This is a genomic window from Stenotrophomonas maltophilia group sp. SKK55, assembly GCF_057179845.1.
Map to the genome: position 1 here is coordinate 658,288 of NZ_JBXUHP010000059.1, position 23,168 is coordinate 681,455.

General features: G+C 68.1%; 23 protein-coding genes. All 23 read left to right on the forward strand.

Translation table 11 applies throughout. The annotated features are described in order from the left end of the window. The first annotated feature begins 12 nt into the window (after positions 1-12). Complete coding sequence (locus tag AC2A1N_RS21160; protein WP_005409556.1) at positions 13-390, forward strand: response regulator; 378 nt, start codon at positions 13-15, stop codon at positions 388-390. Beyond that, on the forward strand, positions 387-1,889 hold the full coding sequence (locus AC2A1N_RS21165) for a sigma-54 dependent transcriptional regulator (RefSeq protein WP_484373389.1): 1,503 nt from the start codon (positions 387-389) through the stop codon (positions 1,887-1,889). The genes AC2A1N_RS21160 and AC2A1N_RS21165 overlap by 4 nt, the downstream gene beginning before the upstream one ends. A gap of 186 nt (positions 1,890-2,075) precedes the next feature. Beyond that, positions 2,076-2,492, forward strand: coding sequence for a hypothetical protein (locus tag AC2A1N_RS21170; protein ID WP_484373391.1), 417 nt, complete (start codon positions 2,076-2,078; stop codon positions 2,490-2,492). A gap of 428 nt (positions 2,493-2,920) precedes the next feature. Further along, entirely contained in the window at positions 2,921-3,286 is a 366-nt protein-coding gene (gene fliE / locus AC2A1N_RS21175) for a flagellar hook-basal body complex protein FliE (protein ID WP_061478712.1), read from the forward strand. Between the two features lie 13 nt (positions 3,287-3,299). Next, on the forward strand, positions 3,300-4,946 hold the full coding sequence (gene fliF, locus AC2A1N_RS21180; RefSeq protein WP_061478713.1) for a flagellar basal-body MS-ring/collar protein FliF: 1,647 nt from the start codon (positions 3,300-3,302) through the stop codon (positions 4,944-4,946). Positions 4,947-4,953: 7 nt separating this feature from the next. Then, entirely contained in the window at positions 4,954-5,940 is a 987-nt protein-coding gene (gene fliG, locus AC2A1N_RS21185) for a flagellar motor switch protein FliG (RefSeq protein WP_484373424.1), read from the forward strand. Further along, on the forward strand, positions 5,937-6,578 hold the full coding sequence (locus AC2A1N_RS21190) for a FliH/SctL family protein (protein ID WP_061478714.1): 642 nt from the start codon (positions 5,937-5,939) through the stop codon (positions 6,576-6,578). Before fliG ends, AC2A1N_RS21190 begins: the two co-directional genes overlap by 4 nt. Next, the gene (locus AC2A1N_RS21195) at positions 6,575-7,960 is read left to right on the forward strand and encodes a FliI/YscN family ATPase (RefSeq protein ID WP_065178546.1); all 1,386 of its coding nucleotides are present in this window, start codon (positions 6,575-6,577) and stop codon (positions 7,958-7,960) included. Before AC2A1N_RS21190 ends, AC2A1N_RS21195 begins: the two co-directional genes overlap by 4 nt. Before the next feature lie 3 nt (positions 7,961-7,963). Next, positions 7,964-8,431, forward strand: coding sequence for a flagellar export protein FliJ (gene fliJ / locus AC2A1N_RS21200; RefSeq protein WP_005416437.1), 468 nt, complete (start codon positions 7,964-7,966; stop codon positions 8,429-8,431). Next, positions 8,431-9,600, forward strand: a complete 1,170-nt coding sequence (locus AC2A1N_RS21205) for a flagellar hook-length control protein FliK (protein WP_484373394.1) — start codon at positions 8,431-8,433, stop codon at positions 9,598-9,600. The genes fliJ and AC2A1N_RS21205 overlap by 1 nt, the downstream gene beginning before the upstream one ends. 127 nt (positions 9,601-9,727) lie before the next feature. Next, positions 9,728-10,243 (forward strand): flagellar basal body-associated FliL family protein, encoded by a 516-nt coding sequence (locus AC2A1N_RS21210; RefSeq protein ID WP_005416435.1) that lies wholly within the window; start codon positions 9,728-9,730, stop codon positions 10,241-10,243. A 10-nt stretch (positions 10,244-10,253) separates the two neighbouring features. After that, the gene (gene fliM / locus AC2A1N_RS21215) at positions 10,254-11,258 is read left to right on the forward strand and encodes a flagellar motor switch protein FliM (protein WP_005416434.1); all 1,005 of its coding nucleotides are present in this window, start codon (positions 10,254-10,256) and stop codon (positions 11,256-11,258) included. After that, entirely contained in the window at positions 11,255-11,590 is a 336-nt protein-coding gene (fliN, locus tag AC2A1N_RS21220; protein ID WP_005409543.1) for a flagellar motor switch protein FliN, read from the forward strand. The genes fliM and fliN overlap by 4 nt, the downstream gene beginning before the upstream one ends. Before the next feature lie 17 nt (positions 11,591-11,607). Beyond that, positions 11,608-12,006 (forward strand): flagellar biosynthetic protein FliO, encoded by a 399-nt coding sequence (gene fliO, locus AC2A1N_RS21225; RefSeq protein WP_484373426.1) that lies wholly within the window; start codon positions 11,608-11,610, stop codon positions 12,004-12,006. Position 12,007: 1 nt separating this feature from the next. Next, a complete protein-coding gene (gene fliP, locus AC2A1N_RS21230) occupies positions 12,008-12,787 on the forward strand; it encodes a flagellar type III secretion system pore protein FliP (RefSeq protein WP_484373396.1) in 780 nt (259 codons plus the stop codon). A gap of 59 nt (positions 12,788-12,846) precedes the next feature. Beyond that, positions 12,847-13,116, forward strand: a complete 270-nt coding sequence (locus tag AC2A1N_RS21235) for a flagellar biosynthetic protein FliQ (RefSeq protein WP_005413254.1) — start codon at positions 12,847-12,849, stop codon at positions 13,114-13,116. Between the two features lie 13 nt (positions 13,117-13,129). Beyond that, positions 13,130-13,921 carry a flagellar biosynthetic protein FliR gene (gene fliR / locus AC2A1N_RS21240; RefSeq protein WP_049412889.1) on the forward strand — a complete coding sequence of 264 codons (792 nt, stop codon included), beginning with the start codon at positions 13,130-13,132 and terminating at the stop codon, positions 13,919-13,921. A gap of 278 nt (positions 13,922-14,199) precedes the next feature. Continuing rightward, the gene (locus AC2A1N_RS21245; RefSeq protein WP_484373398.1) at positions 14,200-16,332 is read left to right on the forward strand and encodes a putative bifunctional diguanylate cyclase/phosphodiesterase; all 2,133 of its coding nucleotides are present in this window, start codon (positions 14,200-14,202) and stop codon (positions 16,330-16,332) included. Positions 16,333-16,539: 207 nt separating this feature from the next. Further along, entirely contained in the window at positions 16,540-17,670 is a 1,131-nt protein-coding gene (flhB, locus tag AC2A1N_RS21250; RefSeq protein ID WP_484373400.1) for a flagellar biosynthesis protein FlhB, read from the forward strand. Next, the gene (gene flhA, locus AC2A1N_RS21255; protein ID WP_484373402.1) at positions 17,667-19,775 is read left to right on the forward strand and encodes a flagellar biosynthesis protein FlhA; all 2,109 of its coding nucleotides are present in this window, start codon (positions 17,667-17,669) and stop codon (positions 19,773-19,775) included. The genes flhB and flhA overlap by 4 nt, the downstream gene beginning before the upstream one ends. Positions 19,776-19,920: 145 nt before the next feature. After that, on the forward strand, positions 19,921-21,549 hold the full coding sequence (gene flhF / locus AC2A1N_RS21260; RefSeq protein WP_484373404.1) for a flagellar biosynthesis GTPase FlhF: 1,629 nt from the start codon (positions 19,921-19,923) through the stop codon (positions 21,547-21,549). Continuing rightward, complete coding sequence (locus tag AC2A1N_RS21265; RefSeq protein WP_072166952.1) at positions 21,536-22,423, forward strand: MinD/ParA family ATP-binding protein; 888 nt, start codon at positions 21,536-21,538, stop codon at positions 22,421-22,423. Before flhF ends, AC2A1N_RS21265 begins: the two co-directional genes overlap by 14 nt. After that, the gene (locus AC2A1N_RS21270; protein WP_053498623.1) at positions 22,420-23,163 is read left to right on the forward strand and encodes an RNA polymerase sigma factor FliA; all 744 of its coding nucleotides are present in this window, start codon (positions 22,420-22,422) and stop codon (positions 23,161-23,163) included. The genes AC2A1N_RS21265 and AC2A1N_RS21270 overlap by 4 nt, the downstream gene beginning before the upstream one ends. The last annotated feature ends 5 nt before the right edge of the window (positions 23,164-23,168 follow it).

The following is a 23,168-nucleotide window of genomic DNA, read 5'->3' on the forward strand; positions in this document are numbered from 1 at the left end:
AGGATGTTGGACATGAACAAGCTCACGGTCCTGCTGGTCGATGACCACGAGGGCTTCATCAACGCGGCGATGCGCCATTTCCGCAAGATCGACTGGCTGCAGATCGTCGGCAGTGCCGGCAACGGCCTGGAAGCGATCGAGCGCTCGGAAACGCTGCGCCCGCAGGTGGTGCTGATGGACCTGGCCATGCCGGAAATGGGCGGCCTGCAGGCCACCCGCCTGATCAAGTCGCAGGACGATGCACCGTACATCGTGATCGCCAGCCACTTCGATGACGCCGAGCACCGCGAACACGCGCTGCGTGCCGGTGCCGACAACTTTGTCAGCAAGCTGTCCTACATCCAGGAAGTGATGCCGATCCTGGAAGGCCTCAGGGAGGAACAGTCGTGAGTGAATCGCGCATCCTGGTGCTGGACAACGACGCCGTGCGCGCAGAGCGTACCGTTGCCCTGCTGGAATTCATGGACTTCAATCCGCGCTGGGTGTCAGACGCGACCGACTTCGACCTGGGCCGGCAGCGCCAGAACGACTGGATGGCGGTGATCGTCGGCAGCCTGGACGACAGCCCCGCCAGCACCGCGCTGTACAACTGGCTGGGCGGCAGCAGCCTGCCGCCTCCGGTGCTGCTGGCCGATGGTGATGCTGCAGTGTTTGCCCGGCAGCACGGGCTGCATGAAGCGAATATCTGGCCGCTGGAAACGCCGCTGCGCCACGCACAGATGGAAGCCCTGCTGCGCCGCGCCAGCCTCAAGCGCCTGGACGCCGAGCATCAGGCCGGCGCCGCGCAGGATCAAGGCCCGACCGGCAACGGCCCGGCGGTGACTGCACTGCGTACCATGATTGAGCAGGTTGCCGCATTCGATACCACCGTGCTCGTGCTGGGCGAATCCGGTACCGGCAAGGAAGTGGTGTCGCGCGCCATCCACCAGCGCTCGCCGCGCCGTGACGGCCCGTTCGTGGCGATCAACTGCGGCGCCATTCCGGCCGACCTGCTGGAAAGCGAACTGTTCGGCCACGAGAAGGGTGCCTTCACCGGCGCGCTGACGGCGCGCAAGGGCCGTTTCGAAATGGCCGAGGGCGGCACCCTGCTGCTCGACGAAATCGGCGACATGAGCCTGCCGATGCAGGTGAAGCTGCTGCGCGTGTTGCAGGAACGCAGCTTCGAGCGCGTCGGCGGCAACCAGACCATCCGCTGCAACGTGCGCGTGGTCGCCGCGACCCACCGCGACCTGGAGACCCGCATCGCCGAGGGCAAGTTCCGCGAGGATCTGTTCTACCGCCTCAACGTGTTCCCGATCGAAGTGCCCGCGCTGCGCGAGCGCCGCGAAGACCTGCCAGCGCTGGTGGAAACCATCGCCGCGCAACTGGCCCGCACCGGCCGTGGCGAAGTGCGCTTCACCCCGGAAGCGCTGCAGGCCCTTGCCGGCTACGAATGGCCGGGCAACGTGCGCGAGCTGACCAACCTGGTCGAGCGCCTGGCGGTGCTGCATCCGGGTGGTTCGGTGCGCGTGCAGGACCTGCCGGCCCGTTACCGTGGCGATGCGGCACTGGCCGCCGCCACGCCGGCACCGGCACAGCCGGTCGCCAGCGAAGAACGCCTGGACCTGCGTAGCTTCTCCTTCCACACCCCGGGCAGCGGCAACCAGCCGGCGCTGGAGCACGGCATCGCCGTCAATCGCCCGGCGGCGCCGGCGGCGCTGCCTGACGAAGGCATGGACCTGCGCAACCACATGGCCAACATCGAACTGGGCCTGATCAACGAAGCACTGGAACGCACCCAGGGCGTGGTCGCCCACGCCGCCCAGCTGCTCGGCCTGCGCCGCACCACCCTGGTGGAAAAGCTGCGCAAGTACGGCATCGAGCGCGAGCAGGCCGAACTGGCCGGCTGAAACGCATCGCCAGCATGAAGGGGGCACGAACGCCTGGGCTTGCCCGGGCGTTGGTGTTTCTGGCGCCTGGGCTCACATCCCTTTGCTACGGAACGCGATCTGAGCCCATTGCTTTTGCATGTTTTCCTAGAGACAACACGGCCGCAGTGCGGAGCATGGCAGGGACACCCCCATGGAGGTTCCACCATGCATCGCCTTGCCCTGCTCGCCAGCCTGCTCTACCCGGCCCTGGTCACTGCCGCCAACTGCACCCTGCCCGCAACGCTGGACCAGCGCCAGTTCATCAACCTCAGCGACCCGCTGTACGCATCCGACAACCCCAACGCCGGACGCATGGTGCAGCTCAGCTTTGCCGGCAGCCAGTACGTGCTGGACATCCTCGGCACTGACTTGCGCATCGGCGGCAGCTACCGCTACCAGCGCCTGGCCCCGCATATCGCGGAAATCCAGATGACCGAGGCCCACCCGGCCGGTCCCGCCCACTACACCCTGCTGCTGACCTGCCAGAGCGACCGCCAGGGTCGCTTCATCTACACCCAGCACGACGGCCCCATCGCCCCGCGCCAGCGCCAGAATTCCGGCCGCTGGACCCTGCAGCCCTAGGCCAGAAAACCGACGCCGGATAAATGGCGCCACGACCGGGGTCAGAGCCCGTTGCGTTGCAACGGGATCTGACCCCATCCGATTAGTGCCGACCAACGGTCGGCACCCACCATCAGCAGCAGGTTCCAACAGATCGCGGCCAACTGTCGAAGGCGGGGTGGGTCCGGTTGCGGGGGCGTGAGCGCCATGGATGGCGCGACCGAGCCTACAGGGACGTATTCACGGCGTCCCCCGCAACCGGACCCACCCCGCCACCCCACGGATAGCCCGATTTTGACGTTGATGTTGACGTCGCGTCGGCGGGTGCAGGGCGCAGCCCTGCCAGCACACCCACAACCCTCACTTCACTGAATCGAAAACCGGTTTCGGCACGGCACTTGCACTGGTTCCAGCAGACAACCCCATCCCTGTTTCTGGAACCGTTGCAGATGTCCCACTCCGTCACTTCGATCCTTTCGCAGATCCGCTCCTATCAGACCCAGATGGGACAGCCGGCGCTCAACCCGCTGGGCGAAGCGCCGCGCAGCAACGCCCTGCCGGGCACGGTGCTGGACGCGCCGCAAGCCCAGCCGGCCAGCTTCACCGAAACCCTGCGTGGTGCGATTGCCGGCGTCAACGATGCGCAGCAGAAGTCCGGCGCCCTCGCCAAGGCCTTCGAAATGGGCGACCCCAGCGCCGACCTGGCCAAGGTGATGGTCGCCTCGCAGCAGTCCCAGATCGCCTTCCGCGCCACCGTGGAAGTCCGCAACCGTCTCGTCCAGGCCTACCAGGACGTGATGAACATGCCGCTGTAAGGAACATTGACGCATGGCACTGACGCTCTCCAAGGACAGCCTGAACGCCGAGAAGGCCGGGCAATGGTTCGACCGCCTGCAGAGTCTGCAGATCACCCGTCGGCTGGGCCTGATGGCGATGATCGCGGTGGCGGTGGCGGCAGGCCTGTCCGTGTTCTTCTGGTCACAGAAGCCGGGCATGGTCCCGCTGTACACCGGCCTGGACCAGAAGGCGACCGCTGAAGCGACCGACCTGCTGCGCGCGGCACAGATTCCGTTCGCGCTCGATCCGGCCACCGGTGGCATCACCGTGCCGGAAAAGAACCTGCACGACGCCCGCCTGAAGCTGGCCGGCTCCGGCCTGACCGACAGCGGCAAGCTCGGCTTCGAGCTGATGGAACGCGATCCGGGCTTCGGCGTCAGCCAGTTCGTGGAAAGCGCGCGCTACCAGCACGCGCTGGAAACAGAGCTGTCGCGCACCATCAACACGCTGCGCCCGGTACGTGATTCACGCGTGCATCTGGCCATTCCCAAGCCCAGCGCCTTCACCCGCCAGCGTGACGTGGCCAGCGCCTCGGTCACCCTGGAACTGCGTGGCGGCCAGCAGCTGGAACGCAGCCAGGTGGACGCCATCGTGCACATGGTCGCGGCCAGCATTCCGGACCTGGCGCCGGAACGGGTGACCGTGGTCGACCAGAGCGGGCGCATGCTCAGCATCACCGACCCGAACAGCGAGGCGGCGGTCAACGCCGCGCAGTTCGAGCAGGTGCGACGCCAGGAAACCTCGTTCAACCAGCGCATCCGCGAGCTGCTGGAGCCGATGACCGGCCCCGGCCGGGTCAATCCGGAAGTGAGCGTGGACATGGACTTCTCGGTGACCGAGGAAGCCCGTGAGCTCTACAACGGTGAACCGCAGAAGCTGCGCAGCGAGCAGATGAGCGAGAACACCACCAGCACGCCGGGTCCGCAGGGCGTGCCGGGTGCCACCAGCAACAGCCCGCCGGGCCAGCAGGCCGCGCCGGCCACCGCGCAGGCCCCGACCGAAAGCAGCAAGAACGCCACCCGCAACTACGAGCTGGACCGCACCCTGCAGCACACCCGCCAGCCGGCCGGCCGCATCAAGCGCGTGTCGGTGGCGGTACTGGTGGACAACGTGCCGCGCGCCGGTGCCAACGGCAAGGTCAGCCCGCAACCGCTGTCGGCCGCGGAACTGACCCGCGTCGAGGCGCTGGTGAAGCAGGCCGTCGGCTTCAACGCCGAGCGTGGCGACACCGTGTCGGTGATGAATGCCCCGTTCGTGCGTGACACCACGCCGGTCGAAGGCCCGGCCTGGTGGGAACTGCCATGGGTGCACGATGCCGGCCGCATGCTCCTCGGCGCGGTGGTGGTGCTGGCGTTGTTGTTCGGCGTACTGCGCCCGGCGCTGCGCGCGATCACCGGCCAGAACAGGAAGGACGACCCGCAGGCACTGGAGCCGCACACCGCGGACGTGCAGCTGGTGGATGACGATGGCATGCCGCTGCCGGCGCTGGGCACCGACCGGGCAAGCCTGGGCGGACCGGATGCGCTCGCACTGCCGGTGGATTCATATGAGGAACGACTGCGGATGGCGCGTGAAGCCGTGAAGACCGACTCCAAGCGCGTGGCCCAGGTGGTCAAGGGCTGGGTGGCCAATGACTGAGGCACAACTGACCGGTGTACAGCGCGCGGCCGTGCTGCTGCTTTCGCTGGGTGAGCTGGATGCGGCCGAAGTGCTGCGCCACATGGAACCCAAGGAGGTGCAGAAGATCGGCATCGCCATGGCCACCATGACCGACATCACCCGCGAGCAGGTGGAACGGGTGATGGACCAGTTCGGCCAGGATCTGGGCTCGAAGACCTCGCTGGGCGTGGGCTCGGATGACTACATCCGCAACATGCTGGTGCAGGCGCTGGGCAGCGAGAAGGCCGGCAACCTGATCGACCGCATCCTGCTCGGCCGCAACACCACCGGCCTGGACGCGCTGAAGTGGATGGACCCGCGTGCGGTGGCCGACCTGGTGCGCAACGAGCACCCGCAGATCATCGCCATCGTGATGGCGCACCTGGAAACCGACCAGGCCGCCGACGCGCTTAAGCTGCTGCCGGACCGTACCCGCGTGGATGTGCTGCTGCGCATCGCCACCCTCGACGGTATTCCGCCGAACGCGCTCAATGAACTCAACGAGATCATGGAGCGCCAGTTCGCCGGCAACCAGAACCTGAAGTCATCGAACATCGGCGGCGTGCAGTGCGCGGCCAACATCCTGAACTTCATGGACAGCGGCCAGGACCAGGCGATCCTGGGCGAAATCGCGCGCATCGATGCGCCGTTGAGCAACCGCATCCAGGACCTGATGTTCGTGTTTGACGACCTGGTCGACCTGGACGACCGCGAGATGCAGCTGGTGCTGCGCGAGGTGAGCGGCGAGCGCCTGGGCCTGGCCCTGCGCGGTGCCGACATCAAGGTGCGCGACAAGATCACCCGCAACATGTCGCAGCGCGCGGCCGAAATCCTGCTCGAAGACATGGAGGCCCGCGGTCCGGTGCGCCTGTCCGACGTGGAAGGCGCGCAGCGCGAGATCCTGGCCATCGTCAAGCGCATGGCCGATGAAGGCACCGTCACCATCGGTGGCAGCGCGGAGGCCATGCTGTGAGCAACGTCGTGCGCTGGCTTGCCCCGGACCTGCTGGCCCAGCCCGAACCAGTGCTGGAGCAGGAGGATGCGTTCGCACTCACCGAGCCGGATCCGGAGCACGAACCGGAGCCGCCGCTGCAGCTGCCGACCCTTGAAGAGATCCAGGCGATCCAGGACAGCGCCGAGAAGGAAGGGTTCGAACAGGGCCATGCCGACGGCTACGGCCAGGGCCAGGCCGAAGTACGTCGCCTCGCCGCACAGATCGAAGGGATCCTGGACAACTTCAGCCGGCCGCTGGTGCGGCTGGAGAACGAAGTGGTCGGCGCCCTCGGCGAACTGGCGGTGCGCATCGCCGGCGCACTGGTCGGCCGCGCCTACGAAGCCGAGCCGGCACTGCTGGCGCAGCTGGTCGGCGAAGCGATCGACGCCGTGGGGGGCAGCACCCGCGAGGTGGAAGTGCGGCTGCATCCGGATGACATCGCTGCCCTCGCCCCGCTGTTGAATCTTTCGCCGACGCAGCGCCTGGTACCGGATACCAGCCTCAGCCGTGGCGACCTGCGCGTGCACGCCGAAGCCGTGCGCATCGACGGCACGCTGGAAGCCCGCCTGCGCGGTGCGCTGGATGCGGTGATCCGCCAGACCGGAGCGACGGCATGAGTGCCGGCCCACAAACCACTCCGCCGCCGGCCGACTGGGCCGTGGCCCGCAATCTGCGCCTGGCCCGGCGCCTGGATGGCCTGCGCGTGGACACCGCGCATGGTCGTGGCCTGATCCGCGAGGGCGTGTTGCGCCGTGCGGTCGGGCTGACCCTGGAAGCGGTCGGCTGCGAAGCGCCGCTGGGTGCCAGCTGCAAGGTGGAAGTGGTCGATGGTGGCTGGGTCGACGCCGAAGTGGTCGGCTTCGCCGGCGAACGCACCTACCTGATGCCCAGCGCCGAACTGCATGGCCTGCTGCCCAACGCGCGGGTGGTGCCATCGGCGCGCCGGGGCGGCGTGGAAGTGGGCGAAGGCCTGCTCGGCCGCGTCATCGACAGCGACGGCGTGCCGCTGGATGGCAAGGGCCCGATCCGCGCCGAAGGCCATGTTGGCATGGCCGGCGTGTCGATCAATCCGCTGGCGCGTGAACCGATCACCCAGCCGCTGGACGTGGGCGTGCGCGCGATCAACGCGCTGCTGCCGATCGGCCGCGGCCAGCGCGTTGGCCTGTTCGCCGGCTCCGGCGTCGGCAAGTCGACGCTGCTGGGCATGATGACCCGCTACACCGCCGCCGACGTGATCGTGGTCGGCCTGATCGGTGAACGTGGCCGCGAAGTGCGCGATTTCGTCGAGACCACGCTGGGCGAGGAAGGCCTGCGCCGCGCCGTGGTGGTCGCCAGCCCTGCCGACCGGCCGCCGCTGGCGCGACTGCATGGTGCCTACCGCGCCACCGCCATTGCCGAGTGGTTCCGCGACCAGGGCCTGAATGTACTGCTGCTGATGGACTCGCTGACCCGCTTCGCCCAGGCGCAACGCGAGATCGGGCTGTCGGTCGGCGAACCGCCGACCACCCGCGGCTATCCGCCGTCGGTGTTCGCCAAGCTGCCGGCACTGGTCGAACGCGCCGGCAATGGCGCCAAGGGCCGTGGCTCGATCACCGCGTTCTACACGGTGCTGACCGAAGGCGATGATCCGCAGGATCCGATCGCCGATGCCGCGCGCGCGATCCTCGATGGCCACATCCTGCTCTCGCGCCGCGTGGCCGACAGCGGGCTGTACCCGGCCATCGACGTCGAATCGTCAGTCAGCCGCGTGGTCACGGAAATCGCCGACGAACCGTGGCGCCTGCGCATCCGCAAGTTGAAGCGACTGGTCTCGGCCTACTCGGCCAACCGGGACCTGATCGCGATCGGTGCCTACCAGCGCGGCAACGACGCGGCCACCGACGAAGCCCTGGAACGCTGGCCGGAAATCATGGAGTTCCTCGGCCAGGACGTTGCCAAGGCCGCAGATCTCCCGCACAGCCAGGCGGCGCTGCAGCGCCTGGTGGAACAAGAGAGTTAAGCCATGAACCAGTCCAAGCGCATCGATCCCCTGCTCAAGCGGGCCCAGGAACATGAGGACGCGGTCGCCCGCGACCTGGCCGAACGCCAGCGCGTGCTCGACACCCATCTGTCGCGACTGGACGAACTGCGCCGCTATGCCGAGGAGTACGCCAACGCACAGATGGCGGCGACCAGCCCGGCACAGTTGCTCAACCGCCGCGCCTTCCTCGATCGACTGGACAGCGCGGTCGAGCAGCAGCAGGCCACGGTCAATGGCAACCGCGAAAAAGTGGAGGCCGAGCGCGCACGCCTGATCCTGGCCAGCCGTGACAAGGCGGTGCTGGAGCAGCTGGCCGCCAGCTACCGGGCGCAGGAAAAGGTGGTGACCGACCGCCGCGACCAGCGCGAGATGGACGACATTGGCGCACGGCGTGCACGCCTGGTGCAGGCCGAAGACCAGGACGGCGCCGAGCAGGGAGGCCGCTCGTGATGCCCGCCCCGCTCGCCAGCAGCGCCAACACGGCCACGCCCGCCACCAGCAACAGTGCCGCACGCGCCTCGCGCAGCGAAGGCGGAAAGGACTTCAGCCAGCTGCTGCAGGGCGGCGCACCGTCTGCACCCACGCCAGCCGGCAGCGCCACGACACCGATGCCATCCACGCCGAGCCAACCATCGACCGCCGACAGCAATGGCCAGGCACCGGGTGAACGCACCGCGGACGCCGAAGCGGCAACCGCTGAAACGTCGTCGCTGCCGCCCGTTGCCGTGACCCCGGCTGGACCCGGCACCGAAAAGGACAAGCCCGCCGCGACCGAGGACGCCCCGTGGCCACCGCCGGGCCTGGCCGGCCTGGTTCTGGCGATGCCGACGCCTGCCGATCCGGCCGTTGCGCTGCCGACCACCGCTGCACCAGCGCTGGCCAGCGACGGTAGCGCGCTGCCTGCTGCTGCCCCCGCCACGAACCCGACACTGCCTGCAGATGCGCCGGCGACGGCTACCACAACCCCAGCGGCGGCTGACGGCAAACCGGCGGCGACCAGCCCGGACGATGCCACGGCGCTGCCACTGCCGGAGATGATCCTGCCCGGCAAGCGCGCCGAGCGTGGCGAAGGCAGCGACGTGGCTGCACTTGGCGACCGCACCAGCGTACCCCTCCTGCACTCACCGCCAGCGGCCGCCGTACAGGACCTCAAGGCCGCACTCGCCACCGGCAACGCGATCTTCAATGGCGAACCGACGCCGAAACCCGTGCTGGGTGACGATGGCTTCGACCAGGCCATCGGCGCACGGCTGGGCTGGCTGGCCGACCAGAAGATCGGCCACGCCCACATCCGCCTGAGCCCGGACGACCTGGGCCCGGTCGACGTGCGCCTGCAGTTGAACGGCGACAAGGTGCATGCCAGCTTCAGCAGCCCGCACGTGGACGTTCGGCAAGCGCTGGAAAGCAGCCTGCCGCGCCTGCGCGAGCTGCTGGGCGAACAGGGCTTCCAGCTGGCCCACGCCGATGTCGGCCACCAGGCACCGGGCGGTGGCGGCAATGCGCCGGGCCAGCCCGGTGGCAGCGGCATCCTCGGCGACGGAGAACCGACGCCGGGCGACGCCAGCGTGTCGTCGGCGCAGTTGATCCGCCAGCGCGGACTGCTGGACGCTTACGCCTGACAGGCGTGCCGACCAAGGTTGGCACCTACCGGCACAGGTTTCCGACGGAATTCCGTCGCACCCGCTGCCCGGCCTTCGGCACACCCCTTGCATATCCCGGTGAAGCAACCCTCAGGAGCTTCACCCCGTGGCCGCAGCCGCTGACAAAACCAAGAAGACCGCCGAGAAGGACAAGGCCGCCAAGCCGCGTAGTCCGATCCTGATCACCGCGCTGGTGGCCGTACTGGCCGCCGCTGCTGCCGGTGGCGGCGTGTGGTTCTTCACCCAGTCCAAGCACGAAGAGAAGACCGCACAGGCGCCGAAGAAGAGCGCGACTCCAGCCCCGGCCCAGTACTTCGCACTGGATCCGGCCTTCGTGGTCAACCTCAATGGCCCGGTCGACGGCCCACGTTACCTGCAGCTGGAGGTTCAGCTGATGACCCGCGACCCGGCCGCGCTGGAAGCGATCAAGACCCACGCCCCGGCCATCCGTGCGCGCCTGCTGATGCTGTTCTCGCAGGTCAGCCCGGACCAGATCGCCGATGTCGCCGGCAAGCAGAAGCTGCAGGCCGCCTCATTGGCCGAGGTGCAGAAGGTGCTCAAGGCCGAGACCGGTAGCAACGGCGCCGACGATCTGCTGTTCACCAGCTTCGTGACCCAGTAAGGGCCCACCGATGAATGATCTGCTGTCCCAGGACGAGATCGATGCCCTGCTCCACGGCGTGGACAGTGGCGCGGTCGAGACCGATGCGGAACCCCCGTCAGGCGAAGCGCGCTCGTACGACTTCGCCAGCCAGGACCGCATCATCCGCGGTCGCATGCCGACCCTGGAAATGGTCCATGAGCGCTTCGCGCGCCTGTGGCGGATCGGCCTGTTCAACCTGATCCGCCGCTCGGCCGAACTGTCGGTGCGCGGCATCGAGCTGATCAAGTTCAACGACTACATGCACTCGCTGTATGTACCGACCAACCTGAACCTGATCCGCTTCAAGCCGCTGCGCGGCACCGGCCTGATCGTGTTCGAGCCGACCCTGGTGTTCGCCATCGTCGACAACTTCTTCGGCGGCGACGGGCGCTACCCCACCCGCATCGAGGGCCGCGAGTTCACGGCTACTGAAATGCGGGTGATCCACCTGCTGTTGAAGCAGACCTTCGCCGATCTGCGCGAAGCGTGGGCACCGGTGATGGATGTCGACTTCGAGTACATCAACTCGGAGATCAACCCGCATTTCGCCAACATCGTGACCCCGCGCGAGTACGTGGTGGTGTGCCGCCTGCACGTCGAGCTCGACGGTGGCGGCGGCGACATCCACGTCACCCTGCCCTACTCGATGCTGGAACCGATCCGCGAACTGCTCGACGCCGGCATCCAGAGCGACCGCAACGACCGCGACGAGAGCTGGGGCAAGACCCTGCGTGAGCAGCTCAACGTCGCCGAAGTCACCCTGTCCAGCGTGCTGGCCAGCAAGCGCATGACCCTGCGCGACCTGACCCAGTTGAAGGTCGGCGACATCCTGCCGATCGAGCTGAGCCCGCAGGTGCCGCTGTGCGTGGAGAACATCCCCGTGTTCACCGGCGAGTTCGGCATCGCCAACGGCATGAACGCCGTGAAGATCACCGCTACCCATCCGCCGGGCACCCGCCCGCGCGTACCCGTCATCCAGGAAGACCCGCAATGAACGATATCGACGCCCTCGAACCGACCCCGGCCCAGTTCAGCAGCCTGCAGGCCGATGAGGCGAATGGTCCGGACCTGAACCTGGACGTGATCCTCGATGTGCCGGTGACCCTGTCGCTGGAAGTCGGTCGTGCCCGCCTGCCGATCCGCAACCTGCTGCAGCTCAACCAGGGGTCGGTGGTGGAACTGGAGCGCGGTGCTGGCGAATCGCTGGACGTGTTCGTCAACGGCACCCTGATCGCCCACGGCGAAGTAGTAGTGATCAATGACCGCTTCGGCGTGCGCCTGACCGACGTGGTCAGCCCCAGCGAGCGTATCCGGAGACTGCGTTGAGCCTGCTGGCCTCCACCCTGCTGGCGGTCGGCAAGGCCGCCGCGCCGATCGGCCCCCAGGTCGGCCAGCATGCGGCCGCCGCACCCAGCCTGCTCGGTGCGGTGCTGGCGCTGCTGGCGGTACTTGCACTGGTGATCGGCCTGGGATGGCTGCTCAAGCGCATGCCTGGCAGCGGCTTCCGCCCGGCCGAAGGCATGAAGGTGGTGGCCAGCCTGAATGTCGGTGCCAAGGAACGCGTGGTGGTGGTGGAGGTCAACGGCCAGCAGCTGCTGCTGGGCGTCACCGCCGGCGGCATCAACACCCTGCACACCCTGCCCGAACCGCTGCCGCCACCGGCGCCGGTGCGCGTGCCGGACTTCAAGAATCTTCCGAATTTCGCCCAGCTGCTGCAGCAGCGGCTGCGCAAGGATCCCTGACATGCGTGTCCCCCGTACCCGTCCCGCCACCCTGATGCCGTGGCTGCTGTTGCTTGCCCTGTGCCTGTTGCCGGCACTGGCGTTCGCCGCGCCCGGCGCTCCGGCCACCCCGCTGCCGGACGTCAACGTCGGCAAGATCGGCGGCCAGCCGGTCAGCCTGCCGCTGCAGACCCTGCTGCTGATGACCGCGATCACCCTGATCCCGTCGACGCTGCTGGTGCTGACCTCGTTCACCCGCATCATCATCGTGCTGGGCCTGCTGCGCCAGGCGCTGGGTACCGGCCAGACGCCGTCCAACCAGGTACTGCTGGGCCTGGCCCTGTTCCTCACCGCGATGGTGATGATGCCGACCTGGGACAAGGCGTGGAGCGCGGGCATGGCGCCCTACCTCAACGGCGACATCGACTTCCAGACCGCATGGACGCTGACCACGCAGCCACTGCGCGGGTTCATGCTGGCGCAGATCCGCGAGACCGACCTGATGACCTTTGCGGGCATCGCCGGGCATGGCACCTACGCCAGCCCCGACGCGATCCCGTTCCCGGTGCTGGTCGCTTCGTTCGTCACCAGTGAACTGAAGACCGCCTTCGAGATCGGATTCCTGATCTTCATCCCGTTCGTGATCATCGACCTGGTCGTTGCCAGCGTGCTGATGTCGATGGGCATGATGATGCTGTCGCCGATGCTGGTCTCGGCGCCCTTCAAGATCCTGCTGTTCGTGCTGGTCGATGGCTGGGTGCTGACCGTGGGTACGTTGGCGGCGAGCTTCAATCCGGCCTGATATCCCCCGTAACGCGCAGTCGAGCAGGGCTCGACTCTACATGAGCAGATGGAACCCGAATGTCTCCCGAACTTGCCTTGACTGAACTGCGTGGCGGCCTGATCACCGTGTTGTGGGTGGCCGGCCCGCTGCTGCTCACCGTACTGGTGGTGGGCGTGGTGGTTGGTGTCGTGCAGGCCGCGACCCAGCTCAACGAACCGACCATCGCCTTCGTCGCCAAGGCGGCAGCGCTGACCGCAGTGCTGTTCGCGCTGGGCAGCCTGCTGATCGGCCACCTGGTTGAATTCACCACGCTGCTGTTCCAGCGCATTCCACACCTGATCGGCTAGGACACGCGCTTCGATGGACGCCGCCACCCAGATGGCTGCCGACGGCCTGCAGGCCTTCGGCATGATCGGCACCGTACTGTGGACCATGCTGCGCATTGGCGCGGTGGCCATGGCCATGCCCATGGTCGGGACCCGTGCGGTTCCGTCACGGGTGCGCGTGGTGCTGGCCGGCACCCTGGCCATCGCACTGGCCCCGCTGCTGCCCCCGGTGCCGGACTGGACCGGCTTCGACGCCGCCACGGTCCTGACCATCGCCCGCGAGCTGGCCATCGGCGTATCCATCGGCTTCATGCTGCGGTTGGTGTTCGAAGCCGGCGCGATGGCCGGCGAACTGATCGCGCAGGGCACCGGCCTGGCCTTCGCGCAGATGAGCGATCCGCTGCGCGGTGGCACCTCCGGTGTGATCGGACAGTGGTTCTACCTGCTGTTCGGGCTGCTGTTCTTTACCGCCAACGGCCACCTGGCGCTGATCTCGCTGCTGGTGGACAGCTATCGCGCGCTGCCGATTGGCGCCCCGCTGCCGGATCCCCATGCCTTCTTCAGCATCGCCCCGACCTTCCTGCTGACCGTGCTGCGCGGCGCGCTGAGCCTGGCCATCCCGCTGACCGTGGCGATGTTGGCGGTGAATCTGGCCTTCGGTGTCCTGGCGCGTGCCGCCCCTGCGCTGAACCCGATCCAGCTGGGCCTGCCGGTCTCGCTGCTGCTGGGCCTGTTCCTCCTGGCGCTGCTGGCCGGGGAAATGGGGCCGCCGGTACAGCGCCTGTTCGACGCCGCCTTCCAGGCCGCGGACGCGGTCACACGCTGACCCGGTCATCACGTTCTACTGCTTGCCATGCATTTGTTTCTGTAGAGCCGAGCCCATGCTCGGCTGCCTTCGGCAGGAGTGGCAGCCGAGCATCGGCTCGGCTCTACAGGGGCGCAATTTCACGGATTGCCGCTTGAAGTCCCCCCGGGTCTGCGCGTTAGAGTGAATGCGCGGCAACCGGGGGGATGCCGCACCTGGCCGACGCCCGTTCGCGTTGGCCTGCCTCATGCATGCCCCACCGTGGTTTCCGTCGACAGGCAAGTCCGGGAGACTGACGAATGCTGGTAGGCACGTACAACCCGTGGCTGGTGGCGATCTCGCTGCTGGTTGCCGTGATGGCGTCGTACACGGCGCTGGCCATGGCCGGGCGCACGGTCACCGCCCCGGGCCGGGCAGCCGCCTGGTGGTGGCGCCTGGGGGGCGGATTCGCCATGGGCCTGGGTATCTGGTCGATGCACTTCATCGGCATGCTGGCCTTCGATCTGCCCATTGCACTGGGCTACGACCTGCCCATCACCCTGCTCTCGCTGGCCCTGGCGATCGCCTCGTCGGTGTTCGCACTGTGGCTGGTCTCGCTGCGCACCCTGCCCCATCCGCGATTGGCCGGCGGTGCCCTGCTGATGGGCACCGGCATTGCCGGCATGCACTACGTCGGCATGGCGGCGATGCGCATGCAGCCCGGGATCGACTACGACCCGGGCTGGCTGCTGCTCTCCCTGGTGGTGGCGGTGGCCGCGTCATGGACCGCGCTGTACGTTGCGTTCCGCCTGCGCGCGCAGCGCACCCGCGTCGGTGACCGGTTGGCGGCCGCCGGCCTGCTCGGCCTGGCCATCGTCGGCATGCACTACACCGGCATGGCGGCCGCGCGCTTCCCGGAAGGCAGCATCTGCGGCGCGGCGGTCGGTGACGGCCTGCAGAGCGAGTGGCTGGCGATGCTGGTGGTGGTGTTGACGGTTGCGATCCTGGCGGTGGTGCTGGTGGTCTCGTGGCTGGACCAGCGGGTGGAGGCGCAGCTGCTGCGGCTGCGCAACTCGATGCTGAGCACCTCGTTGACCGATGCCCAGCAGGAATTGACCCAAGCCGCGCTGCACGACCCGCTGACCCGCCTGCCGAACCGCCTGCTGCTGCAGCGGCGCATCGTGCAGGCGCTGGCCGAAGCCGAACAGGGCGGCAGCCGTTTCGCGGTGATGTTCATGGACCTGGACGGATTCAAGCAGGTCAATGATGCCTACGGCCATCAGGCCGGCGACGCACTGCTGGTGGCGGTGGCCGAGCGTACCCGCCAGCTGCTCCGGCCCAACGATATGCTGGCCCGTCTGGGCGGCGACGAGTTCGTGCTGGTGGTGCGCATCGAGCACGACGAGGACCTGCCCACCCTCGCCCGGCGCATCCTGCAGGCGGTGGGCAGCGGCCCGTTGCTGCCGGACAACGAACTGCAGGTGACTGCCAGCATCGGCGTGGCGATCTGCCCCGACCACGCTGCCAGCGAGCGCCAGTTGATGGCCTTCGCCGACGCGGCGATGTACCAGGCCAAGGAATCCGGACGCAACGCCTTCGTGCTGTTCGCCGACTGGATGAACGACAGTGCCGAGCAGCAGTTCCGGCTGCTGGCCGACCTGCGCCGTGCGATCGGCAGCGAGCAGCTGTTCCTGCACTATCAGCCGAAGATCCGCGTGGCCACGCAGAAGGTGGCCGGTGCCGAAGCGCTGATCCGCTGGAAGCACCCGGAGCACGGGCTGATCCCACCGGACCGCTTCATCCGCCTGGCCGAACGCAGCGGCGCGATCAACGAGATCGGTCGCTGGGCACTGGACCAGGCCTGCCAGCAACTGCGGCGCTGGCGCGACGCCGGGCATGAAGGCTGGTCGATGTCGGTGAACCTGTCGCCGGTGCAGTTCAGTTCGCCACACCTGCTGCAGGATGTGCGTGAAGTGATCGAGCGCTATGGCATTGCCCCGCGCCACCTGGTGCTGGAGATCACCGAAAGCACGGTCATGCGCGATACCGATACCAGCCTTCGCCTGCTGCAGGCGCTGTCTGCGCTGGGCGTGGGCATCTCCATCGATGATTTCGGAACTGGGTATTCCAGCCTGCTGTACCTGAAGCGGCTGCCGGCCACGGAGATCAAGATCGACCACGCCTTCGTGCGCGACCTGGAACACAGCGCCGAAGACGTGGTGATCGTCTCGGCGATCGTAGCGCTGGGCCACGCGCTGGACATGGACATCGTCGCCGAGGGCGTGGAGACTGCGGCGCAGCGTGCCTACCTGGAGCGGCTGGGCTGCGACTACCTGCAGGGCTACCTGCTGGGCCGCCCGGTCGATGCCGCACGCTTCATGCAGCTGCACGACCTGCCGCGGCCGCGGGTGGAACTGGCGCAGAGCCCACCGCAACAACACCCGCCCGGATAACGCCGGGCAGCGCGACCACCCGCCATCACGGAACGATTCCTGCGGCACCCTCCTGTAGAGCCGAGCCCACGCTCGGCTGCGCCTCGCGCTTGGAGCCAACCGCAGCCGAGCATGGGCTCGGCTCTACAGGAGGGTCGTCGGTAGATCCATGCCATGCGTGGAACAGTTCTTGCACGCACCCCGGCACCCCCTGCCGCAGTGCCCGTGATGTCCGAGAACGAATCCGCCGGCGAAAAGACCGAACAACCGACCGAAAAGCGCCTGCGCGACGCCCGTGAACAGGGCAACCTGCCGCGCTCGCGCGAACTGGGCACCGCCGCCGTGTTCGGTGCCGGCGTGCTGGCGGTGATGGCCATGAGCGGCTCGATCGGACGCGGCGCCAGCGCCTGGATGAAGCAGGCGCTCAGCCCCGAGCAGAGCCTGCGGCAGAACCCGAAGGAACTGTTCGGCCACTTCGGTGATCTGCTGCTGCAGTTCATGCTGGTGATCGCGCCGCTGGTGCTGGTCTGCCTGCTGGCCAGCTTCGTCGCCCCGCTGGTGATGGGCGGCCTGCGCTGGTCGCAGAAGGCGTTGCTGCCTGACATCAACCGCATGAACCCGATGAGCGGGCTCAAGCGCCTGTATGGCCCGGAGGCCATTGCCGAGTTCACCAAATCGCTGCTGCGCGTGGCCTTCGTCGGCGTCGCCGCCGGGCTGGTGGTGTGGTCCGGCTTCGACACCCTGCGCGGCCTGATCCACCACCCGCTGGAGACCGCCATCACCGACGGCCTCGGCTTCACCCTGCGCCTGCTGCTGGCCACCGCCGGCGCGATGCTGGTGCTGGCCGCCATCGACGCGCCGTACCAGCGCTGGAACTGGATGCGCAAGCTGAAGATGACCCGTGAAGAGCTGCGCCGGGAAATGAAGGAAAGCGAGGGCAGCCCCGAGGTGAAGGGCCGTATCCGCCAGCTGCAGCAGCAGATGGCCAACCGCCGGATGATGGAAGCGGTACCCACGGCGGACGTGGTGGTGGTCAACCCCACCCACTACGCGGTGGCCCTGAAATACGAGGGCGGCGCCATGAACGCCCCCACCGTGGTCGCGCTGGGCGTGGACGAGACCGCCCTGCGCATCCGTGAAGTGGCCGACGGCAACAAGGTCGCGATCGTCTCTGCCCCGCCTTTGGCACGCGCCTTGTATCGGGAAGGCCAACTCGGAAAGGAAATCCCCGTGAGACTGTATTCGGCCGTCGCCCAGGTTCTGTCCTACGTCTACCAGCTGCGCGCCTGGCGCACTGGCCCGATGCCGGACGCCCCGCACATCCAGGTGGATGAATTCGGCAAGGGAGGCCGCACGTGAGCGCCCAGCCCGCCACCGGATTCAACACCCGCCGCGCCCTGGAAATGATCCGCCAGGGCCTTGGCGCGCCGCTGATCGTGCTGGCCCTGCTGGCCATGGTCGTGGTGCCGCTGGCCGCGCCGGTGCTCGATGCGCTGTTCACCTTCAACATCGCCATCTCGCTGATGGTGCTGCTGGCGGTGGTCTACGTGAAGCGCCCGCTGGATTTCACCATCTTCCCGATCGTGCTGTTGATCACGACCATGCTGCGGCTGGCGCTGAACGTCGCCTCCACCCGCGTGATCCTGCTCAATGGCCAGAACGGCCACGATGCCGCAGGCAAGGTCATCGCCGCCTTCGGTGAATTCGTGATCGGCGGCAACTATGCGGTCGGCATCGTGGTGTTCGCGATCCTGACCATCATCAATTTCGTGGTCATCACCAAGGGCGCCGGCCGCGTCTCGGAAGTGACCGCGCGCTTCATCCTGGACGCGATGCCCGGCAAGCAGATGGCGATCGACGCCGACCTCAACGCCGGTTTGCTGACGCGTGAAGAAGCCAAGCTGCGCCGCGAGGAAGTCCGCGAGGAAGCCGACTTCTACGGTGCAATGGACGGTGCCAGCAAGTTCATCCGCGGCGATGCCATCGCCGGCATCCTGATCCAGTTCATCAACATGCTCGGCGGCCTGGCCGTGGGCGTGCTGCAGCATGGCATGCCGTTCGGCGACGCCGCCGCCACCTACACCCTGCTGTCGATCGGTGACGGCCTGGTGGCGCAGCTGCCGGCGCTGCTGGTGTCCAGCGCGGTGGCGATGCTGGTCACCCGTGCCTCGCGCTCGCAGGACATGGCCCAGGCCATGACCGGCCAGGTGTTCGGCCAGTACCGCGCGCTGGCGATCACCGCCGGCATCATCGGCCTGGTCGGCCTGGTGCCGGGCATGCCCAACGTCGCTTTCCTGACGCTGGCCTCGATCCTTGGCTTCATCGCCTGGAAGCTGTATCGCAAGACCAAGGCACCGGCTGCCGATGCGACAGGCAGTGGCACCGATGCTGCCGCACTCAATGCACTCGGCCGCCCGGCCGCCGCGGCACCGACCGCCGAACTGAGCTGGGACGAGCTGCGCCCGGTCGATCCACTGGGCCTGGAGGTCGGCTACCGGCTGATCCCGCTGGTGGACAGCAACCAGGGCGGTGAACTGATGGCGCGCATCAAGGGTGTGCGCCGCAAGCTGACCCAGGATGTCGGCTTCCTGATTCCCTCGGTGCACATCCGCGACAACCTGGAACTGCCGGCCAACGGCTACCGCGTGCTGGTGCATGGCGTGCCGGTGGCCACCGCCGAGATCCACCCCGACCGCGAGCTGGCCCTGGACCCGGGCAGCGCGCTCGGCGCACTGGAGGGCATTGCCGGCAAGGATCCCGCGTTCGGCCTGGATGCCACCTGGATCCAGCCGCACCAGCGCGCCCAGGCCGAAACGCTGGGCTACACGGTGGTCGACCCGGCCACCGTGGTCGCCACGCATCTGTCGCACCTGATCCGCGAACACGCACCCGAGCTGCTCGGCCATGAGGAAGTGCAACATCTGCTGGCCAACCTGGCCAAGAGCGCGCCCAAGCTCGTCGAAGATCTGACGCCCAAGGCGCTGCCGCTGTCGGCGGTGGTGCGCGTGCTGCAGAACCTGCTGGTCGAACGCATTCCGATCCGCCAGCTGCGCAAGATCGCCGAAGCACTGGTCGAACACGCGCCGAACAGCCAGGACCCGGCCGTGCTGACCGCCGCCGTGCGCACCGCACTGGGCCGCTTCATCGTGCAGGAGATCGCCGGAATGTCGGCGGAGCTGCCGGTGTTCACCCTCAACCCGCAATTGGAACGTGTCTTGCAGGAGTCCACGCAGGGCAACGGCGCCGCGCTGGAACCCGGACTCGCTGAGCGACTGCACCAGAGCCTGGCCGAATGTGTCAGCAAGCAGGAAGCCCGCAACGAGCCCGCGGTCGTGCTGGTACCTGGCCCGGTACGCGCCGCGCTGGCCCGCCTGGTCCGCCACAGCGTTCCTTCGCTGTCGGTCCTGGCCTACAGCGAGGTGCCGGAGGACAAGCGCCTGAAGCTGGTCGGAACGATCAGCTGACGCCGCCCGCCGATGCGCCAGAAAACAGACACCACTTTCGAACCAACGCAACAGACAGACACCAAGGGGAACCCGCACCGTGCAGACCACCGACCACCCGAGTTCCCCGACCGCCACCCCGCCGTCTTCGCCTCGTGACCACAGCATGAAAATCAAACGATTCGTCGCCGCCGACATGCGCTCGGCCATGAACCTGGTGCGCAAGGAGCATGGTCCTGACGCCGTGATCCTGTCCAACCGCCGGATCGAGGAAGGCATCGAGATCGTCGCCGCCGCCAACTACGACGAGAGCGCGGTACAGCGTGCACTGGAAGCCTCGCGCCGTGACGTTGCACCGCCGCCGGCACCCAAGCCGCGCACCGCCGCCGACGCGGTGATCGCCGCCGTCACCCGCCGCCGCAGCAGCCCCCCGGCACCGGAACCGGTTGCCGCCACCACCTCGGCGGTGGCCGCCCTCGCCCGTGCAGCAGTGGGCGCTACCGGCCGCACCCTCGACAGCGCCGACGAGATCGTGCCGACCCGCGGCAGCACCGGCTTTGCCGCCACGCTGGCACGCGCCGCCGTCAATGAACCGGCACTGCCGGACCAGATCTTCGCCCCGTTCGCCGAGGCCATCGTCGCTCCGGCGCCGGCACCGGCCGTCGTCGCGCCGGCCAACCGCGCCCGTTTCCAGATCGATCCGCCGCACCAGGCACATCACGAAAGCGTGGCGCCGGCGGTGCAGCCGCCGCCGCTGCCGACCGCAGCCCTGTCTGAAACGCAGCCGGAGGTCGCCGCCAGCGAACCGGCGTTGGCCGATGCCACCGTCGAAGCCGCGCCGACGCCGACACTCGCCCCAGCCCCGGTGCTGACCGTGGTCGCCCAGGACGACGCCGAGATCCGCCAGCTGCGCCAGGAAGTGGCCGGCATGCGCCAGGTGATCGAGCGCGAAATGAACCGCTTCACCGACGAGCGCCTGCGCGGCTGCCCGGTGCGCGCCACCGCGCTGGACCTGATGGACGAGTACGGCTTCGATGCTGGCCTGGCCCGCGACGTCGCCATGCAGATCCCGCTGGAGACCGAGGCGCACCGAGGCCGCGGCCTGATGCTGGGGCTGATCTCGCGCAAGCTGCCGATTGCCCCGGTCGACCCGCTGGAGGAAGGCGGCGTGATCGCGCTGGTGGGCCCGACCGGCGCCGGCAAGACCACCACCATCGCCAAGCTGGCCTCGCGGTTCGCCGAGAAGCACGCACCGCGTGACGTCGCTCTGGTCACCACCGACACCACCCGCATCGGCGCCCGCGAGCAGCTGTATGGCTACGGCCGGCAGCTCGGCATAGCCGTCCACGAGGCCAACAGCGGCACCGACCTGGACCAGCTGCTGGAACGCCTGAAGGACTACAAGCTGGTACTGATCGACACCGCCGGGCTGGGCCCGCGCGACCGCGCGCTGGCCGCCCAGCTGCAGTGGCTGCGCGCCGCGCGCCAGGTGCGCACCCTGCTGGTGCTGCCGGCCAACACCAGCTTCGGCGACATGGACGAGGTGGTCCGCCGCTTCGGTGCCGCCAACCTGCAGGGCCTGGTGCTGAGCAAGCTGGACGAAACCGGCCGCTTCGGCAACGCCCTGTCGGTGGCCGTGGACCACGCCCTGCCGATCACCTGGGTGACCGACGGCCAGGACGTTCCGGACGACCTGCACCGGGCCAGTGCGGCCAATCTCGTACTTCGCCTTGAAGATTTGCGCCGAGCGGCCGATATGCCCTGCAACCCGGAGTTGAACCATGCCGTCGCGTGAGTACGCCAAGCTGACCAAGACCTTCCCGCTGTCGGCCACCCGCAGCGAGCCGCTCGGCCCTGTGCGCACCATCGCAGTGACCGGCGGCAAGGGCGGCGTGGGCAAGACCAACGTGTCGGCCAACCTGGCCGTGGCGCTGGCCGGCATGGGCAAGCGCACGCTGCTGCTGGACGCCGACCTCGGCCTGGCCAACATCGACGTGATCCTGGGCTTGAACCCCACCTATACGCTGGCCGACCTGGTTGCCGGCCGCTGCTCGCTGGACGACGTCATCGTTGAAGGCCCGAACGGCGTGCTGGTGGTCCCGGCCGCGTCCGGCCGCCGGCACATGGCCGAGCTGGCCCCGGCCGAGCACGTCGGCCTGGTCAACGTGTTCTCCGAGCTGGAACGCGAGCTGGACATCATGGTGGTGGACACCGCCGCAGGCATCACCGACGGCGTGCTGACCTTCTGCCAGGCCGCGCAGGACACCGTGGTGGTGGTCTGTGACGAGCCGGCTTCAATCACCGACGCCTACGCGCTGATCAAGGTGCTCTCGCGCGAACGTGGCGTGGACCGCGTCCAGGTGGTGGCCAACATGGTGCGCGACCCCAACGAGGGCCGCGTACTGTACGAGAAGCTGACCCGCGTCTGCGAGAAGTTCCTCGCCGATGTCTCGCTGAACTACCTGGGCTGCGTGCCGCAGGATGACTGGCTGCGCCTGTCGGTGCAGCGCCAGCAGCCGGTGGTGAAGGCCTACCCGTCCAGCCCGTCCGCACTGGCCATCACCGAGATCGCGCGCCGCACAGCCCGCTGGCAGGCGCCCACCGAACCGCGCGGCGGCGTGGAGTTCTTCCTCGAACGCATCCTCAAGCAGCGCGGGGTGGCGGCATGAAAGGCGCGGCCCAATACAGGGAAGTCCAGCGCTCGGCGGCCAACGACGTCATCGCCCAGCACTCGGACCTGGTGCGGCGCATCGCCCACCATCTGGCCGCGCGCCTGCCGGCCAGCGTCGAAGTCGATGATCTGATCCAGGCCGGCATGATGGGCCTGATCGAAGCCTCGCGCAGCTACGACGCCGACCAGGGCGCCTCATTCGAGACCTACGCCTCGATCCGCATCCGCGGCTCGATGATCGACGAGATCCGCCGTGGCGACTGGGTGCCGCGTTCGGTGCACCGCCGTGCACGCGATGCTGCGGCCACCATCCGCCGCCTGGAACAGAGCAGCGGCCGCGCCGCCAGCGCCACCGAAGTGGCCGCCGCGATGGAGATGCCACTGCCCGAGTACCTGCGCCTGATGGAAGACGCCGCGCGTGGCCAGGTGCTGAGCCTGGAGTCGCGCATCGAGGACCAGGGCGAGCTGGACACGGTCGCCCAGGGTGGCCCGACCCCGCAGCAGGTGCTGGAGCGCAGCGAGTTCGGCCGCGAGCTGGGCAAGGCCATCGGCCATCTGCCCGAGCGCGAACAGCTGGTGCTCTCGCTCTACTACGAGCAGGAACTCAACCTGAAGGAGATCGGCGCGGTGCTCGGCGTGAGCGAGTCGCGGGTCTGCCAGATCCACGGCCAGGCCGTGCTGCGCCTGCGCGGCCGGCTGAAGGTATTCGAGGCCGTCGACGCCGGCCTCGAAGAATGAACATC

Excerpts from the sequence above, each read along its gene's own strand:
- fliP (WP_484373396.1), top strand. The coding sequence starts at position 12,008 with ATGCGTGTCCCCCGTACCCGTCCCGCCACCCTGATGCCGTGGCTGCTG.
- AC2A1N_RS21265 (WP_072166952.1), top strand. The coding sequence starts at position 21,536 with ATGCCGTCGCGTGAGTACGCCAAGCTGACCAAGACCTTCCCGCTGTCG.
- AC2A1N_RS21235 (WP_005413254.1), top strand. The coding sequence starts at position 12,847 with ATGTCTCCCGAACTTGCCTTGACTGAACTGCGTGGCGGCCTGATCACC.
- AC2A1N_RS21270 (WP_053498623.1), top strand. The coding sequence starts at position 22,420 with ATGAAAGGCGCGGCCCAATACAGGGAAGTCCAGCGCTCGGCGGCCAAC.
- AC2A1N_RS21160 (WP_005409556.1), top strand. The coding sequence starts at position 13 with ATGAACAAGCTCACGGTCCTGCTGGTCGATGACCACGAGGGCTTCATC.
- AC2A1N_RS21170 (WP_484373391.1), top strand. The coding sequence starts at position 2,076 with ATGCATCGCCTTGCCCTGCTCGCCAGCCTGCTCTACCCGGCCCTGGTC.
- fliJ (WP_005416437.1), top strand. The coding sequence starts at position 7,964 with ATGAACCAGTCCAAGCGCATCGATCCCCTGCTCAAGCGGGCCCAGGAA.
- AC2A1N_RS21195 (WP_065178546.1), top strand. The coding sequence starts at position 6,575 with ATGAGTGCCGGCCCACAAACCACTCCGCCGCCGGCCGACTGGGCCGTG.
- fliM (WP_005416434.1), top strand. The coding sequence starts at position 10,254 with ATGAATGATCTGCTGTCCCAGGACGAGATCGATGCCCTGCTCCACGGC.
- AC2A1N_RS21205 (WP_484373394.1), top strand. The coding sequence starts at position 8,431 with ATGCCCGCCCCGCTCGCCAGCAGCGCCAACACGGCCACGCCCGCCACC.
- fliE (WP_061478712.1), top strand. The coding sequence starts at position 2,921 with ATGTCCCACTCCGTCACTTCGATCCTTTCGCAGATCCGCTCCTATCAG.
- flhB (WP_484373400.1), top strand. The coding sequence starts at position 16,540 with ATGTCCGAGAACGAATCCGCCGGCGAAAAGACCGAACAACCGACCGAA.
- AC2A1N_RS21245 (WP_484373398.1), top strand. The coding sequence starts at position 14,200 with ATGCTGGTAGGCACGTACAACCCGTGGCTGGTGGCGATCTCGCTGCTG.
- flhF (WP_484373404.1), top strand. The coding sequence starts at position 19,921 with ATGAAAATCAAACGATTCGTCGCCGCCGACATGCGCTCGGCCATGAAC.
- fliF (WP_061478713.1), top strand. The coding sequence starts at position 3,300 with ATGGCACTGACGCTCTCCAAGGACAGCCTGAACGCCGAGAAGGCCGGG.
- fliN (WP_005409543.1), top strand. The coding sequence starts at position 11,255 with ATGAACGATATCGACGCCCTCGAACCGACCCCGGCCCAGTTCAGCAGC.
- fliR (WP_049412889.1), top strand. The coding sequence starts at position 13,130 with ATGGACGCCGCCACCCAGATGGCTGCCGACGGCCTGCAGGCCTTCGGC.